At 71.8% G+C, this 16,664-nt stretch carries 13 protein-coding genes and 2 pseudogenes; 4 read left to right on the plus strand and 11 right to left on the minus strand.

The genetic code is table 11. The features are described from left to right. Positions 1-505 precede the first annotated feature (505 nt). Positions 506-1,723: an NAD(P)/FAD-dependent oxidoreductase gene (locus ACWCPM_RS22915; protein ID WP_450978096.1), complete on the minus strand. Its 1,218-nt coding sequence runs from the start codon at positions 1,721-1,723 to the stop codon at positions 506-508. A 251-nt stretch (positions 1,724-1,974) separates the two neighbouring features. On the opposite strand from ACWCPM_RS22915, the gene ACWCPM_RS22920 reads away from it, so the two are divergent. The 3 genes from ACWCPM_RS22920 to ACWCPM_RS22930 all read left to right on the plus strand — a co-directional run bounded on the left by ACWCPM_RS22920 (position 1,975) and on the right by ACWCPM_RS22930 (position 6,718). Next, on the plus strand, positions 1,975-2,460 hold the full coding sequence (locus ACWCPM_RS22920) for an RrF2 family transcriptional regulator (protein ID WP_450978097.1): 486 nt from the start codon (positions 1,975-1,977) through the stop codon (positions 2,458-2,460). Between the two features lie 116 nt (positions 2,461-2,576). After that, positions 2,577-5,255 carry a pyruvate dehydrogenase (acetyl-transferring), homodimeric type gene (gene aceE / locus ACWCPM_RS22925; RefSeq protein WP_450978098.1) on the plus strand — a complete coding sequence of 893 codons (2,679 nt, stop codon included), beginning with the start codon at positions 2,577-2,579 and terminating at the stop codon, positions 5,253-5,255. 380 nt (positions 5,256-5,635) lie between these two features. Continuing rightward, the gene (locus ACWCPM_RS22930) at positions 5,636-6,718 is read left to right on the plus strand and encodes a DUF6518 family protein (RefSeq protein WP_450978099.1); all 1,083 of its coding nucleotides are present in this window, start codon (positions 5,636-5,638) and stop codon (positions 6,716-6,718) included. 251 nt (positions 6,719-6,969) lie between these two features. On the opposite strand, the gene ACWCPM_RS22935 is transcribed toward ACWCPM_RS22930, so the two are convergent. Next, positions 6,970-7,551 (minus strand): hypothetical protein, encoded by a 582-nt coding sequence (locus tag ACWCPM_RS22935; RefSeq protein WP_450978100.1) that lies wholly within the window; start codon positions 7,549-7,551, stop codon positions 6,970-6,972. A gap of 60 nt (positions 7,552-7,611) precedes the next feature. On the opposite strand from ACWCPM_RS22935, the pseudogene ACWCPM_RS22940 reads away from it, so the two are divergent. After that, positions 7,612-8,448: pseudogene (locus tag ACWCPM_RS22940) on the plus strand (D-alanyl-D-alanine carboxypeptidase family protein); the annotation flags it as partial. A gap of 83 nt (positions 8,449-8,531) precedes the next feature. Here ACWCPM_RS22940 and ACWCPM_RS22945 read toward each other — a convergent pair. The 9 genes and pseudogenes from ACWCPM_RS22945 to ACWCPM_RS22985 form a co-directional block, all read right to left on the minus strand. Continuing rightward, positions 8,532-9,887, minus strand: coding sequence for a glycosyltransferase 87 family protein (locus ACWCPM_RS22945; RefSeq protein WP_450978101.1), 1,356 nt, complete (start codon positions 9,885-9,887; stop codon positions 8,532-8,534). Further along, positions 9,884-11,278, minus strand: a complete 1,395-nt coding sequence (mptB, locus tag ACWCPM_RS22950) for a polyprenol phosphomannose-dependent alpha 1,6 mannosyltransferase MptB (RefSeq protein WP_450978102.1) — start codon at positions 11,276-11,278, stop codon at positions 9,884-9,886. The genes ACWCPM_RS22945 and mptB overlap by 4 nt, the downstream gene beginning before the upstream one ends. A gap of 93 nt (positions 11,279-11,371) precedes the next feature. Further along, positions 11,372-11,851, minus strand: a pseudogene (locus ACWCPM_RS22955) (glutaminase); the annotation flags it as partial. A 100-nt stretch (positions 11,852-11,951) separates the two neighbouring features. Beyond that, positions 11,952-12,971 (minus strand): asparaginase, encoded by a 1,020-nt coding sequence (locus ACWCPM_RS22960; RefSeq protein WP_450978132.1) that lies wholly within the window; start codon positions 12,969-12,971, stop codon positions 11,952-11,954. Between the two features lie 47 nt (positions 12,972-13,018). Continuing rightward, positions 13,019-13,696 (minus strand): FadR/GntR family transcriptional regulator, encoded by a 678-nt coding sequence (locus ACWCPM_RS22965; protein ID WP_450978133.1) that lies wholly within the window; start codon positions 13,694-13,696, stop codon positions 13,019-13,021. Between the two features lie 224 nt (positions 13,697-13,920). Then, positions 13,921-14,295, minus strand: a complete 375-nt coding sequence (crcB, locus tag ACWCPM_RS22970; protein ID WP_450978103.1) for a fluoride efflux transporter CrcB — start codon at positions 14,293-14,295, stop codon at positions 13,921-13,923. Between the two features lie 13 nt (positions 14,296-14,308). Next, positions 14,309-14,740, minus strand: coding sequence for a fluoride efflux transporter CrcB (crcB, locus tag ACWCPM_RS22975; RefSeq protein WP_450978134.1), 432 nt, complete (start codon positions 14,738-14,740; stop codon positions 14,309-14,311). Between the two features lie 322 nt (positions 14,741-15,062). Further along, positions 15,063-16,028 (minus strand): SMP-30/gluconolactonase/LRE family protein, encoded by a 966-nt coding sequence (locus ACWCPM_RS22980; RefSeq protein ID WP_450978104.1) that lies wholly within the window; start codon positions 16,026-16,028, stop codon positions 15,063-15,065. Between the two features lie 78 nt (positions 16,029-16,106). Beyond that, positions 16,107-16,580, minus strand: coding sequence for a GNAT family N-acetyltransferase (locus ACWCPM_RS22985; RefSeq protein WP_450978135.1), 474 nt, complete (start codon positions 16,578-16,580; stop codon positions 16,107-16,109). Positions 16,581-16,664: the final 84 nt, after the last annotated feature.

The following is a 16,664-nucleotide window of genomic DNA, read 5'->3' on the forward strand; positions in this document are numbered from 1 at the left end:
CCAGGGCGCCGACGCATGACTGGACTGGCCGGCCCAGCTCCGCATCGCCACTGGTACGAGATGCCGTCGTCCACACTGCTCGACACCCTGCGACCGGCCGACGCATCGCGACGATCACGTCGCACACGGTGCGCCGCGCTTGTAAGGGGCGACGGGCGAGCACCCGGGTCACTCTGCGGCGACGGACCCGGGCACCGCGCCCCGCGAGGTAGGGCACCGCCGGGTCCAGGTGCCCGAGGGCGGCCGGCCCGGCGCTGCTCGCGGGCCGCGCCCCTGCCGGATCGCCGGTACGGATCAGCCGGATTCACCGTCAGGGAGCGGTCCCCCATCGACCCGTCCCCCACGCACTCGCCACACGATCCGATCCTTCATCCACCGACCCGGCAGACCTCCGGTCACGGCGCCGGCAAGACGGTCGTCCCCGTCGATGACGTGCGCTTCCGACGGATGCGCGATGGTCTCCGAGAAGCGCGGTGTCCGTCGTGAAGAAGCCGACGGTCTCGCTTCAGGACCTGACGTCCTCCATCGACCAGGAGTCACCATGGTCGGCGAGTTCGAGGATGGCCTCGGCGTCGTCGACCGGCGGATAGATCCATTCGGCATTGATCTGCCGCTTGAGGGCCTTCCCCTGGTCGCCGGTCTTCTCCACGACCCGGTCCCAACCGGTGGTGACCACCGCTCCAGCGGGACCGAGGTCCAGACACGTCACGTAGGGATTCGGCGCGAAGGGCGCCAATTCCATGCCAAGTACATCGGCAGCCACGTTGTGCCCGGCGAACTTGCCGAGAGGGATGGCGTGTTGGCAGCTCTGCGTCACTGTCTTCCCCTCCCCAGCGGCAGCTGCCGCCGTGTCACCGGACGCGAACACCCCGGGCACTCCCCGTACGCGCAGGTACTCGTCCACTCGCAGCCGCCCGTACCGGTCCCGCTCCGCGGGGATGTGCTGGGTGAGCGGGCTGGCAGCCATACCGGCCGTCCAGATCACAGTGGAGGCGGGAATGGTTTCACCGTCGGAGAGCTCCACCTCGTCCTCGGTCACCCTCACGACTGTCCCGCCCAGACGCACCTCGACTCCCAGCTCGCGGAGAGCGGAGCTGATGTGCGGGCGCGGGCCCTCACCCAGCTCGGGCCCCACGGCTTCGGCGCGTTCCACCAGGACAACGCGGACATCGGCGGTTTCGCCCGCCAGTTCACGCAGTCGGCCGGTCAGTTCCGTGGCGAGCTCCAGGCCGGTGAAGCCCGCTCCGATGACGACCGCGGTGAGGGATCCCGGCGTCGACGCGCGCTGCGGCAGACGGCGCAGATGGTGGTCCAGTGACGTCGCGGCATCGAGGGTGTCCACGTCGAAGATCCACTGGGCGCCGGGAATCGTCGGGCGCACCACCTGGCTGCCAGAGGCCAGCACCAGTCGGTCATAGCTCAGCACGGTGTCACGTCCTGTGCGGTCGACCGCGTTCACCGTCCGGGTGGCGGTGTCGATGCCGGTGACCGTCGCCGCGATCCGCCGGACGCCGATCGGCCCCAGGACCCGGTCCAGCGCCACGCGCTTCTCCCCCGGATCGGACTCGTAGAGCCGCGGACGGATCACCAGGTCGTCGCCGCTGCTGACCACCGTCACCTGCAGCTCCGACTGCGGCACGCCGTGGGCGCGTGCCGCGCGCACAGCCGCGGCCGCCGACCACACACCTGCGAACCCACCACCGATAATCAGGATGTTTTGCATCCAGAATCACTCCATACAAAGATTTGCGCCAAGGGCGCTGGACAAAAGATCTCCTCGAACGCCCGGATCAAGTGGGACGCAAGAGGCGAGCGGGCGCTCCAGGCGCCGACCGGGGCGCACAGCCTGGCGTCCATCCGGATATCTGGATATTAAACATCTAGATTCAGCGGGTCAACCCAGCCCACGCCATCCCCGCCGACGGCACGGGTGGGCGGTTTGCACTCGAGAACCCGGATGTGTAACATCCAGGTATGCGAACCGGTAAGGGTGTGGAATGGGCGCTGCACACACTGCTCAACCTCGCGTGGCTGCGTGGCGACGAGCCCGTGCCCACCGCGCAGCTTGCAGCCGGGCACGACCTCTCACCCTCCTACTTGAACAAGCAACTGCAGCAGCTTGTCAAGGCTGGACTGCTGGAGTCCGTACCCGGGGCACGGGGCGGCTTCCGGCTGGCCAGACCGCTGGAGGCGGTATCACTGCTGGACGTGGTCATCGCCGTGGAAGGCGATGAGCCCCTCTTCCACTGCGCGGAGATCCGCCGCTGCGGGACCATCGGCGAGAGATGCCCGGACACCTCCTTCGTCCGGCCGTGCGCGGTGAGGACCGCCATGGGGAAGGCCGAGACCGCGTGGCGGAAGGCTCTGGCCGAGCAGAGCCTCGCCGACATCCAGGCCACGACCGACGCGTACATCCCCGCCATGGGGAAGCGGGTACGGCAAGCCATCGGGGACGATTGATCCATTTCGCGCGCGGCCCCGCCGCGCGTCTTTCGCGGACATGAATCTGGATGAAATCTATCCAGAACAAAATTCCGGGGGACGTTACTGCCAGGAGCAGGAAAGAGGCGATCAAGATGATGGAGAACACACAGGGCCCGAGCGAACTCGATCAGGTTCCCGACCGGGATCCCGACGAGACCGCCGAGTGGGCGGCCTCCCTGGACGCCGTCGTCGCCGCGGCCGGGCCGCAGCGCGCCTCGTACCTCCTGCGCCGCACCATCGAGCATGCGGAGCGGGCCGGCCTGCACCCGCCGAAGCTCATGGAGAGCGACTACCTCAACAGCATCCCCACAGCCGCGGAACCGCACTTCCCGGGCGACGAGGACCTGGAACGGCGCATCACCGCGTGGAACCGCTGGAACGCGGCCGCGATGGTGACCCGCGGCAGCCGCCTGGGGCTCGGCGGGCACATAGCCACCTTCGCATCCGCCGCATGGCTCTACGAGACCGGCTTCAACCATTTCTTCCGGGGCAAGGAACCGGACGGCTCGGGCGACCAGCTCTTCCTCCAGGGGCACGCCTCCCCCGGCATCTACGCCCGCGCGTTCCTCGACGGCCGACTCACCGAGGAGGACCTGGACCGCTTCCGGCAGGAACCGGGTGACGGAGGCCTGCCCTCCTATCCGCACCCGCGCCGGCTCCCGTGGCTGTGGGAGTTCCCCACCGTCTCGATGGGCCTGGGCCCGCTGTCCGCGATCCACCAGGCGCGGTTCAATCGCTACCTGCACCACCGCGGCATCAAGGACACCGCCCTCTCCCGCGTGTGGGCGTTCCTGGGGGACGGTGAGATGGACGAACCCGAGTCGACCGCGGCCCTGGCCCTCGCGGGCCGCGAAGGACTGGACAACCTCACGTTCGTCGTGAACTGCAACCTGCAGCGACTCGACGGACCCGTGCGGGCCAACTTCAAGATCGTCCAAGAACTCGAGGCCCAGTTCCGTGCGGCCGGATGGAACGTCGTCAAGGCACTCTGGGGCAGCGCCTGGGACGACCTGTTCACCCTGGACACCACCGGCGCACTCGTACGCCGACTGCGCGAAGTCCCCGACGGACAGTTCCAGACCTATGCGACACGGGACGCGGCCTACATCCGACAGCACTTCTTCGGTGCCGACCCGGCCCTCGTCGAGATGGCGAAGGTCCTCACCGACGCGCAGATCAGCGACTGCTTCCACACCTCCCGAGCCGGGCACGAACCCCGCAAGGTCCACGCCGCGTACCGGGCGGCGGTCGACCATCAGGGCGCGCCGACGGTCGTACTCGTCCAGACGGTCAAGGGCCACACGCTCGGCAGCGGGTTCGAGTCGCGCAACGCCAATCACCAGATGAAGAAGCTGACCGGCAGGGAGTTCCGCGCACTGCGCGATCTGCTCGACCTGCCGATCCCGGACAGCAGGCTGGACGACGAACTGGTGCCCTACGCCCACCCGGGTGCCGACTCCCCGGAAGTTCGCTATCTCCACGACCGCCGAACGGCACTGGGTGGCCCGGCACCGACCCGCAAGTTCCATCCTGTGGCGCTGCCCGCCCCGTCGGCCAAACCCTTCGAGGCTCCGGCCAGGGGATCGGGGGACCAGGAGGTCGCGACGACCACCGCACTCGTCCGCCTGGTCAAGGACCTGATGCGCGAAGCGGACACCGGCAGGCGATGGGTGCCGATCGTGCCGGACGAGGCCCGCACCTTCGGCATGGAGTCCTTCTTCCCCACCTTCGGGATCTACTCCCCGGTCGGCCAGAACTACGAGCCCGTCGACCGTGACCAGCTGCTCTACTACAAGGAAGCCCGCAACGGCCAGGTCCTCGACGAAGGCATCACCGAGGCCGGCTCCATGGCCTCCTTCACGGCTGCCGCCACGTCCTACGCGACACACGGCGAACCGATGATCCCCTTCTACATCTTCTACGCCATGTTCGGCTGGCAGCGCACCGCTGACCAGATGTGGGCACTGGCCGACCAGCTCGGCCGGGGGTTTCTGGTCGGAGCGACCGCCGGCCGCACCACCATGACGGGAGAAGGTTTGCAGCACGGCGACGGCCATTCGCACCTGATCGCCTCCACCAACCCGGCAGCCGTCGCCTACGACCCCGCCTTCGCGTACGAGATCGCCGTCATCGTTCGTGAAGGACTGCGGCGCATGTACGGGGCGAAACCGGAGGATGTCTTCTACTACCTCACCGTCTACAACGAGCCCAGGATCCAGCCGCCGATGCCGACCGACCCGGGCGTGGAAGAAGGAATCCTCAAGGGGTTGTACCGCTTCCGGCAGGCCGAGAACCGTCATGCGGCCGCGGACGTCCCGCGACTCCAACTCCTTGCCTCGGGCACGGCCATCCACTGGGTGCTGGAAGCCCAGCGGCTCCTTGCCGAGGACTGGGGCGTGGCAGCCGACGTGTGGTCCGCCACCTCGTGGAGCGAGTTGCGACGCGACGCCTTGGAGTGTGATGCCGCGTGGCGGCGGGGAGGCAAGCGGATTCCGTACGTCACGCGTGCGCTGGCCGGCGCGCCCGGGCCCGTGCTCGCGGTCAGCGACTGGATGCGGACGGTCCCTGACCAGATCAGCCAGTGGGTCCCCCAGGAATGGCACTCACTCGGCACGGACGGGTTCGGGCTGTCCGGCACCCGGGAGGCGGTGCGGCGCCACTTCGGGGTCGACCCCCACTCGATCGTGGTCGCCGCTCTCTCCGCCCTCGCGCACAGCGACACGCTCGACGTACAGACCGTGCGGGAGGCGCGAGCGCGGTACGGACTCTGAACCCGCGGCTCGTCGCATCGCTGCCGCAGCGTTCGTGGGCAGGCGCGCAAGTCACAGCTCCGGCGGTCAGGGCGGAGCCCGCCTCCGTGATGCCGCGCAGGGCAACGGTGTCGCAGGGGCGCCGTGCAGGGCTGCTCCGCAAAGGCAAGTGAGCGGGGCGTCGCTCTGACTGCCGCCCTCCCGTATCAATTGAGGTAGTGAATGATGTAATGAATGTAAGCTGCCTTGACGGGAGGGTGCGTGCGTTGACGTCCCCGTGTCGGGGGCTACCGCTCCGCAGCGCATCCTGTACCGGCGCCGGGCGGCCGCCGCCCTGGGTTCCCTGTGCTTCGGCGGCTCGAGGCGGCCCGAAACGTGCTCGCACCGACCGATCGGACACCATGGCAACGACGACGCCGACGACGCTCCCCGCAGTCCGCCCTCCTGCCTTCCGCGCCCCGGGTTGGGGACTCGGAACGGGACTCGCCCTCGGAGTGCTCACCTGTCTCGCCCAGGGATGGCTTCCCGGCTCCTGGAACCGGATAGCCAACTCCGGAGCTGTCTGGTCCGCCGCCGCCTTCGCCGTCACCGCGGTCTTCGCACGCCGCATCTCCGACATGGCCGCCGCCGTCACGGGCCTGCTGACCGAACTCGGCCTCGTAGTCGGCTACTACGGCTACGCCGAACTCGGGCGAGACGGCATGGGGGACCTCTACTGGCCCCTCGTCTGGGTGGGCGCTGCTTTCGTGGCGGGTCCCCTGTTCGGTGTAGCGGGCCGCTGGTCGCGCGCCGGCAGTGACAGCGCGCGACGTGTCAACGGGACCGCTGCCCTCGCGGCCGTCTGCGGCGGGGAAGCCATCTACAGTGCGCAGGCACTGGACAAATGGAACGAGGCCATCGCACTGTTCCTTGTGCTGCTCCTTGTCTCGCTCTTGGTGCCCCGCACGATGAAGGACCGCGCCCTGACGCTGGCAGTCGCCGGCGCCTTCTCCGGCCTGTCCTATCTCGCCGTGACCACGGCGGGCAAAGTGGTCGATCCTGTGCGGACAATCGGCCGGGTCGAGGGCTTGGGCGCCTCCGAACTTCAGGACAGGCTGGTCGCACTGGTGCCGCCCGGGCTCGAAGTGACCGAGCAAGGCGGTCAGCACGGCGAGAGCGCCTACGTCGTGGTCACCGACGACGGGGCTGCATCCCGTGTCGAGATCAATGTCCAGACGGGCATGTCCTGGGCGGAGGACGAACTGTTCAGCGATTCCACCCGCCTGCCGGACGGAACACTGCTGGCCACGTCGAAGCAGGAGGAGAGTGCGGGCGGCCTGGTCACCTGGTCGGCCGATACTCTGCGCCCGGACGGCCTGCGGGTCGTCGTCTCCGCCCACGACTCCGGCCAGATCGACCAGCCGGCCACCCGCACATCGCCGGCAATCACCATCGAACAACTCACCGCGATCGCCACCGACAAGCGATGGAATGAGCTCTCCTGACCGCGAGGCACTCCCCCTGATGAAGTGGGGCGAAGTGGCCCGCGCTGCGGGACGGGCCACTTCGCACTGCCTCGCGCAGCCTGCCGCCGGCCGTGACCGACCACGAGCGGAATCCGGTCAGCGTCTGTCGGTGAGCCGTGAACGCGTGGAGCGAAGCGTCCCGCGCTGCGACGACCGCGGCAGGTGTGCTCGGAGCGCGCTGGTTCGTGGGCCGCGCCCAAGCTCTCAGCAGTCACGAAATTTCCCGGGATCTACATGATCAGCGTCATGGAATCCCCCACTGGCAAGGCCGATTCCGAGCCCTCGGCCATGGCGCGGAAGGAACGCTTGGGGGCGAGGCTGCCGTCGGGCATCAGCTTGCACACCCCGTAGGAGGCCATGTCGAGGTCGGAGCGCGGGTCGGTGTGGTGCGGGTACTCGTAGCCGACGAAGGTGAACCAGAAGGCGGTGTCCACTCCCTCCTCGTCGAAGACGGCGAGCATCTCGCGCGGGCAGCCGGCCTGTTCCTCCTCGTCGCGGACGTGATCGCCGTTGATGCGGGGCGGATCGGCATCGTGATCGACGACATCGCCCCAGCCCCTTCCGCCGCGCTCGGCTGCACCCCGGTAGGTGCAGCAGCCGAACTCGGTCGCCGCGAGCGGCTTGCCGTGCCGGAAATACCCGCGCAGGCCCTGACGGAAGGCGTCACTGGAATCGCCGTAGGCATCCGCGCTGACGATGTCGAAGGGCGCCCGGTCGACCTGCTCCCACGTTCCGGAGGCGTAGGTGGCACCGGACAGCCCGCCCCTCCGGGCGGCGCGCCGTGCCGGGACCCGTGCGGCATCCGGGTGCACGCCGGCACCGCTCGGCCCGGCCAGCACCGATCACGGCCGGTCCATTCCTAGTTTGATCATATGACGATCGGATTCGCTTCTCGGGTGGCCGTGTCGACGTGTGGTCTCTGCCTGGCCGGTGCCCTGGCCCTCGCGCCCGCCGCCGCCGGCGCACCGGCCGGGGCCGACCCCGGAGCGCCGGGTGTGCCGCGCGGAACGGCGCCGGTGCCGGCCGTGCTGTACCGCCCCGGCACACAGGTGCGGCCACGCTCCGGCGCACCGGGGGTCCCGGACGTCTCCGCCCTGTCGTGGCTGGTCGCCGACGCCCGCACCGGCGAGGTGCTCGCCGCGCACGACGCGCACCGCAAGCTGCCGCCGGCCAGCACCCTGAAGACCCTCTTCGCCCTCACCGTGCTGCCCGTGCTGCCCGGCGGCATCCAGCACCGGGTCACCTACGGCGAACTGGCGGAGGTCGGCGAGGGCAGCAGCCTCGTCGGCGTCAGCGAGGGGCAGTCGTACCGCATCTCGGACCTGTGGCGCGGGGTGTTCCTCAGCTCCGGCAACGACGCCGTGCACGTGCTGGCCGGGCTCAACGGCGGCTGGGACGTGACCTCCCGGCAGATGGAGGCCAAGGCGCGGATCCTCGGCGCACGCGACACACGGGTCCTGTCACCCGACGGGTACGACGCGCACGGCCAGGTGTCGTCGGCGTACGACCTTGCGGTCTTCGGCCGGGAGGGGCTGCGCAACGCGGAGTTCGCCCGCTACTGCGCCACCCTGGAGGCCAAGTTCCCCGGGGAGAACGGCTGGGCCTACGACATCCGCAACACCAACCGGCTGCTCTCCGGCGACGACGGCGTACGCCGCTACCCCGGCCTGATCGGCGTCAAGAACGGCTACACCAGCGGCGCCGGGAACACCCTCGTCGCGGCGGCCCGGCGCGGCGGGCGCACCCTGGTCGTGACGGTGCTGAACCCTCAGTCGGGTGTGCCCTTCGACGTCTACGAGGAGGCCCGGTCGTTGCTCGACTGGGGCTTCGGCGCCGCCGGCCGGGTGGACCCGGTCGGCTCGCTGGACGCCCTGCGCGGCAAGCCCCGACCCGGCCCCGAGGCCGAGCCCGCCCCGGTGGCCGCCGGGGTCACGCCGGATCCCGCGCCCGGCTGGCCGGTGACCGCGGCGATCGCGGCGGCCGCCTGTCTGGGCGCGGCCGCCTCCGCGTTCGCCCTGCGGCTGAAGGTCTTCCAGGTCGAGGAGTGACCGACCGGCATCCCCAGCAGCAGCCCGAGGGTGATCCAGGTATAGGTGTTGCTGCCGAGGAACCCGTCGATCCCTGACGCGTCGTCGAACCACAGCCACACCACGCTCGTGCACATCAGCGCGTACAGCACGGCCGCGACCCGTGGCTGCCCGGCGCGGACCAGCAGCACGAACGCCGGCAGCAGCCACACGAGGTGGTGCACCCAGGTGATCGGGCTGACCAGACACGCCGTCAGGCCGGTGAGGGCGAACGCGGCGTACCAGTCGCCGACCGCCACGGCCTTGCGGGAGCGCCACACCCACACGCCGAGCACCAGCAGCACGGTGACCGCCCAGACCGCGCGGCTCTCGACGTCCAGCCGGGCCAGGATGCCCTGCAGGGACTGGTTGGAGACGTAGTCCAGACGGCCCACGCGGGTGGTGTCCCACATGGCCTGCGTCCAGTAGAAGCGCGAACCCCCGGGTGTCACCAGGGCCGCGAGCCCCGTCGCCCCGGCGGCCACGCCCGTCGCGACGGCGGCGGCACGCCGGCGGCCGGCGAGCAGCAGCAGTCCGATGAAGAGGGCGGGCGTGAGCTTGATGGCGGCCGCGAGGCCGATGCCGATGCCGGCCCAGCGGCCCCGCCCGGTGGAGAGCAGCCAGGCGTCGACCAGGACGAGGGCCAGCAGCAGGACGTTGACCTGCCCGAAGCTGACCGTGTCGCGCAGCGGCTCGTACAGCGCGAGGACGCAGGCGGCCAGGGCACAGCCGTACCAGCCGTGGCGGCGCCAGGCGCGGCCGGTCAGCACGCGCAGCGACACGGCCAGGGCCGCCAGGTTGAGCAGCAGTGCGATCACGATCGCGGTCCGCAGCCCGACGAGCGCCATGGGCAGCATCGCGACGGCGGCGAACGGCGGGTAGGTGAAGCCGTACATCGTGCCCGGCACCCGGTAGTCGTAGAGCCGGCCGCCGTCGTGGATCCAGTGGTGGATGGCGCCGTGGTAGACGCGCAGGTCGAACCAGTCGCGCAGCAGCGGCACGGTCGCGGTGAAGACGGTCAGGGCCGCGACGAGGAGCAGCACGAGCAGCAGCCGCCCGCGGTCGGTGCGAGGAGTTCTCATGCGGTACGCCCCAGAACCGGGGCCTGCGCGGCCTGGTGGGCCTGCCACAGCACGACCACGGCGAGCGCTCCGCCGGAGACGGCCAGCATCAGCTGCCCGAGGTCGGCCTGGCCGCCGCTGGGCAGGACGCCGAGCGCGAGCACACCTGTGACCGCCGCGAACCGCTGCCGTACCGAGGTGTCGGGGGCCGCGGCGGCGATGAGGAACAGGCCCCACAACGCGTACCAGGGCCGGATCGCCGGGCCGAAGGCGGCGACCGCCGCGAGGCTGAGGCCGAGGGCGTACACCGGGCGCGGGCGCAGCCGCACCCATATGACGAGCAGCAGGACCGCGGTGATCACCAGGCCGATCGTGTGCCAGACGGGCACCGCGAACGGCGCGAGATCGCTGCCCAGCCGCTCCAGCAGGGCGCCGGTGGCCCGGCCGAGCAGGCTCGTCAGGGCCCAGTTGTGCGGCGAGACGGGGGTGTTGAGGGCGGCGATCCACCCGTATCCCGTACCGGCGACGGCGGTCGCGACGACCGTCGTCGCCGCCGCGGCGGCGGTGGTCGTCAGCACCGCGCGTACGGCGCCGCGGCCCGCGCGGGTCTGGAGGACGACGATCGCGGCCAGTCCGAGCGCCGCGGGCGCCTTGACCAGCGCGGCGAGGGTGACGAGGACCGCGCCGAGAACGGGCCACCGGCCCAGCGCCGCGACCAGGCCCACGCCGAGCAGGCCGAGCATCATGGCGTCGTTGTGCGCGCCGGCCACCAGGTGCAGCAGCACCAGGGGGTTGAGTGCCCCGAGCCACAGCGCGGCGGCCGGGTCGGCGCCGCTGTGCCGGGCGAGGCGGGGCAGCGCGGCGGCCATCAGGGCCACGCCCAGCAGCGCCAGCAGCCGCATGCCCATGAGGCCGGCGGGGATCTCACCGCGGGTCAGGCCCGACAGCGCGGCGGCGGAGGCGAGGAACACCGGGCCGTAGGGGGCGGCGGTGTGCTGCCACACCGGGGAGACCTCGTCGGCGAGCGGGCCGCCGAGCTGGGAGGGGCCGTGCGCGTACACGTCGATCTGCGCATCGACCATGGCGCCCTGAGCCAGGTAGCTGTAGACGTCCCGGCTGAACAGCGGCGGCGCCAGCAGGAGTGGGGCCGCCCAGAGGGCGAGGACCAGCAGCAGGGAGCGGGGCGTGGGCGGTTCGGGGCCGCGCAGCAGCCTGCCGAGCAGGGCCCAGGCCGCGATCAGCAGGACGACGCCGAAGTAGACGCCGACCAGTCCGAGTGCGGCACCGGCCGAGGACGGTGACAGCAGTTCGCGGACCGGGAGGGCTCCGGCCGTCTCACCGCCCGACGCGAGAATGGCGGTACCGGCCAGACCGAGCAACTGGCAGCGGCGGAGATCGACGGAAGAAGCCATGGCCAACACTCGGTCAGGGTGTCAACGCCGGGTGGCCGGAAGACGACGCGCCGCCTTCGCGGGGTTAACCTGCGCATGACCTCCGCGTGATCGGAAGACCGACAGTCCGGTGACCGTCGTGCATCGGTCCAGGGCAGCGACCCCGGCCGACGAGTCGCCGCGCGCGTCGAGCCCCTGGGCTCCCCACGGACGATGTGCAGCGGCCCGGCACCACGGCGGCGATTCCTCCGCCCACGCCGCACTTGCCGGGCAGGCCGAACTTGCGGGGCGGGCCGACGCGGTGGGCGGGCCGACGCGGTGGGCGACGTCACCTGCCGCGTCGTACGTCCCGCAGGGCGTCGTCACCGCGTCGACCTGCTCGGCCTGGCCGCGGCTCAGCGGCCGCGAGCCGCCGGCGCGCACACCGTGCCGGGCCAGGAGGGCGGTGGCCAGGGCGAGATCGGCGCGGGGGCCTGGAGCGAGCGCTGCCGGAAGTACCGGTCGAGCGGCAGTGGACCCGGTCGTCGTTGTTGCCGCGGGAGGCCATGAGCTGCCCGCGCACCGGTCGCCGTGCGATCGAGCGGCCACGGCGACGCGGCCCCGCTCGGCGCCGGTCGGGCCCGAACGCCCCCGAGGGGCGGGAGAACGCGCGACCGGCCACGGACGACCTGCGGCGGGAACTGTACGAGCCCCCTCAGACGGAAGCGGCGGACTCCAGCGGATCCAGCGCCCGCACCGTGCGCACCGCCCCCACCGGCTTCCCTCCACCGAGCACCGGCTCGCCCACGAACGCGGTGAGCAGGCCCGGATCCACCCCGGCACGGGCCAACGCCGCGGCGGCCACCGGGACTCGCGCCCTGCTCGCCCCGTCGGCGATCTTCACCGCGACGGCCCGCCCGTCGGGGAGCGCGGCGACCTGGACGCCCTCGAATCCGTCCTTGGCGAGCAACCCGGGCACCGCCCGCATCAACGCGGCCACGTCCCGCCCGGCGCCGGAGGCCATCTCGGCGTGGTCGCGCATCGCGTCGGCGACCCGCGCCTCGGGAGTGCCGGGCGCGGCGGTGAGCATCCGGGAGGCCGCGCGGGCCAGTCCGCGCAGGGAGACGGAGAACAGCGGCGCGCCGCAGCCGTCGACGGTCACCTGGGCGATCCGCTGGCCGGTGAGTTCCTCGACGACCTCGGCGACGGCCTGCTGGAGCGGGTGCGCGGGGTCGAGGCAGTCGTCCAGGGACCAGCCGTTGAGCTTGGCCGTCCAGAGCATGGCGGCGTGCTTGCCGGAGCAGTTCTGCGCGAGCCGGGAGGGTGACCGCCCCTCGCGCACCCACGCGTCCCGCACCACCGGGTCGAAGGGCATGTCGGGCACGTTGCGCAGATCGCTCTCGGACAGTCCGGCGAGCTCCAGGATGCGCCGCGTGCCGGCGAGATGGCGTTCCTCTCCGGAGTGGCTCGCGGCGGCGAGGGAGAGCAGCTCGCCGTCGAGCGGCAGCCCGGCGCGCACCATGGCCGCGGCCTGCAGGGGCTTGAGCGCCGAGCGCGGGTAGAACGCCGCCTTGACGTCACCGAGCTCGAAGTCGACCTCGCCGTCCGCGCCGAGGACGACGACGGAGCCGTAGTGGACGCCCTCGACGATCCCGGCCCGTACGAGGTGGGCGACGGGGGCGTGGCGGGGCTCCCGGACGGGGGGCGCGTCCCCGGCGGAGCCGTCGCGCGTCACCGTCCCGACCTCGGCCACCACGGGGGCGAGCCGCTCCTGTTCACGTATCACGCGTCGGTTCCGCCTTCCGCGGGGCTGTCCGCGCGCGGGGCGCGGACGATGTCGGTGAGGGTGGTCTCGACCCGGTCGAGGTGGTGGGACATGGCGTCGATCGCGTCCTGCTCGACACCTTCCGTCAGCGCCTCGACGATGGCCCGGTGCTCCCGGTCGGACTGTTCACGCCGCCCGCCGAGCTCGTTCAGGAACGCCGACTGGCGGGCCAGCGCGTCCCGGATCTCCTCGATGACACGGCGGAACACCGGGTTCTGCGCGGACTCGGCCACGGTCAGGTGGAAGAGGGTGTCCATGGCGACCCACGCGGTGGTGTCCGTCTCCCGCTCCATCCGGTCCAGGAGGTGGCCGAGACGGTCGAGGTTCTCCGGAGTGCGGCGCTGGGCCGCGTACCCGGCGACGGGGATCTCCACGTGGCGGCGCACCTCCATCAGGTCGCTGGCCGAGTAGTCGCCGAAGGTGGGGTCCTCGACGCTGTCGGCGACGACGAAGGTGCCCTTGCCTGTCTTGGCGACGGTCAGCCCCATCGTCTGCAGGGCGCGCAGCGCCTCGCGCAGGACGGGCCGCGAGACTTCGAGCGTGCGGCAGAGCTCCGCCTCGGAGGGGAGTTTGTCGCCGATCGCGTAGTCACCGCGCTCGATGGCGCCGCGAAGGTGGGTGAGGACCGCTTCCATCGCGCTGACGCGCCGCGGACCCCCGCCGGCTGTCTGGCTGTCTGACAGGTTCACGGGAGTGATGGTCAGGTGCACCCGTGGCCCGTGTCAAGCTCCGGCCGGGCCGGCGGGGCGGCCTGACGTGCGGGAAGCCTCGGGGACTGCCCCGTTTCCGGCCTCGCAGCGGGAGGCACTGCGCCACCTCAGGAGCGTCGGGGTACCGCTGCGCGTGCCCGAGCACGCCTCTACGACCACACCGCCTCGGCGACCATGAGCCCCGTGTACAGCGCGCCGAGCCCCGCGCTCACGCTCGCCACGACGTTGAGCGCGGCGCAGAGCCTCGCCCCGGTCTCGGCCAGCCGCAGGGTCTCGTACGAGAAGGTCGAGTACGTCGTCAGGGCCCCGCACAGGCCGGTGCCGAGGAGCAGCCGCAGGTCGGAGTCCGCGGCGCCCGCGACCGCCGCGCCGGTCAGCAGGCCGAGGAACGCGCAGCCGACCACGTTGACGACGAAGGTGCCCCACGGGAAGACGGAGTCGTGCCGGGACTGTGTCGCCCGGTCGGTGAGATAGCGCAGCGGGGCGCCGACCATGGCACCCGCGACGACCAGCAGCCAGTTCACGACGGCGCCCCTCTCATCGCCGACTCCGGCCGAGGAGGCGGCGGGTCGCGCTCGCCGCGAGCCACACCGCGACGAGCGCCCCCGCCGCGGTGGCGGCCAGGTAGGTGAGGGCGGTGCGCGGATGACCGGTGACGGCCAGCTGCTGGATGTCCACCGCGTAGGTCGAGAAGGTGGTGAAGCCGCCGAGCACCCCGGTGCCGAAGAAGGGGCGGACCAGACGGTGGGCGGCCCACGCGTCGGTGATGATCACCATGAACACGCCCATCACGGCGCAGCCGGAGACATTGACCCAGAAGATGGCCCAGGGGAACCCGCCCGTCTGGGCCGGCCACCACAGGGTGGCCGCGTACCGTGCCGTCGCGCCGATCGCGCCGCCCACGGCGACCGCGGCGACGACGGGTACCTGGTCGCGCCGGCCGGACCGTCCTTGCGCAGGGGTGTCCATCGGGAGGCTCTCGGTCTGCCGGGCCACCGTGCCGTACGTCTCCTGCCCGCCCGGGGCCCGGACGGGCCGGGCGCCTCGCGAACAGGGACCGTCGCCGGCGCCGGCGCCGCGGGTCGGGTACGGCGGGGCCTGCCGCCGGGCCGCGCGGGCACGCGGCTGGGCCAAGGCTAACTTCCGGGCGGCACGGCGTCCTGTCCGGTCCGTGCGGCGGACCCCGCGGTGCGTACCTGCCGTGGCCGAGTCGCCGTGGCCCGCCCTCCGTCTCCGGCGTGCGTCGTTCCGCCCCGTCCGGCACCCGGCCCCGTCCCTCCCCCGCGACGCCTCACGTCGCGGCGGCCGGTGACCCGCACACCGCGACACCGCGTTCCCGGACACTGCCCATGACCAGCAGGCCGCCCGTCTCACAGACGCTGGTGACCATGCGGAAGCCGGGGCGGCGGTGGGTGAGGTGGTGGACGACCTCCCCCTCGTCGTCGAACGCCAGGACGCCGCCCTGGGCCGGAGGGCGGAAGGGGACGCGCACGGCCGCCCCGGCCACGGCGCGGCGCACCGCGCCGGGGGCACGGTGCAGCAGGTCGAGGGCGGCGACGCGGGGGCCGGCCAACGCCACCCAGAACGGGCCGTCGGGACCGCCCCGCCAGAGGTTGTCCGGCATGCCGGGCAGATTCTCGGCGAAGGGTTCGTGCTGCCCGGCACGTGGGCCGCTGAGCCAGAAGCGGGTGAGCCGGCGCGCACTCGTCTCGGCGACGACCAGGAACGAGCCGTCCCCGCCGACGGTGAGGCCGTTCGCGAACTGGAGCCCGTCCAGCAGTACTTCGGGTCGCTCACTGCCGGGCTCCAGCCGCAGCAGCCGGCCTGTGCCGCTCTGTTCGACGACCTCGCCGATCCAGTGCTCCAGCGGATACCGGCGGCTGGAGACGGTGAAGCAGACGCTGCCGTCCGGCAGGGCGACCGCGTTGCTGCAGAACCGCAGGGGCTCCCCCGCCACGGAGTCGGCGAGGACGCGTACGGTGCCTTCGGTGAGATCGGCGCGCAGCAGTCCGCGTTCGGCGTCGCAGACCAACAGGGCCCCGTCGGGGAGGAGTTCCAGACCCAGGGGGCGCCCCCCGGTCTCGGCGAGGGTCACGACCCGGGTCGCCGCGGGATCGGCGAGGCCGTCGATACGCAGGATGCGGCCGTCCTCGACACCGGTCAGTACGCGGCCCCGGGAGTCGGTGACGACGTCCTCCGGTCCGCGCGCACCGATGTCGACGTAGTGGAGCGGCACGAGCGGTGTGGGGGTGTGCATGGGCAACCGCCCTTCGCGGTCGGGGAGTCGGCCACGGGCGGGTACCCGCCGTGGCCGCACGCTCACGGATGGGGGGACTCAGCCGTCCAAGCGCAGCAGCAGCTCGTCGATCTCCGCTCCACGCGCGTTCGCGAAGCCCCGGTCCTCGCCGACGACCTCGAAGCCGCACTTCTCCAGGACCCGCAGCGATCCGGTGTTGTCCGCCGCCGCCCGGGCCAGCAGCGGTCGTTCGGGGACCTCGGCGAGCAGCCCCCGCAGCGCCGCGGTCGCGATGCCCCGCCCCCAGTAGTAGCGGTCGACGACATAGGTGACCTCCCGCTCGCCCGGATCGCCGTACACGGCCACGTGGCCGACCACGTCGCCGTCCGCGAGCACGGTGCGGGTGACGACGTCGGGCGAGTCGAGGATGCGCTTCCAATGCGCGTCGAAGTGGGCCCGGTCCGTCGGGTCCTCGGCGGTGAAGGCGGCCATCCGACTCGATTCCGGATCGCTCATGTGCCGGAAGAACACGGGCAGATCGCTGGAATGCACGGGACGCAGGGAGACATCCATGGAAGCCATGGGCCCGACCCTAACGACCTCGGGGGAAGGAGGGGAGCGGATCGGCAGCGTCTCCTCCACGGTCCGCCAGGTCGG

The sequence above is a fragment of the Streptomyces sp. NPDC002309 genome (assembly GCF_053593375.1).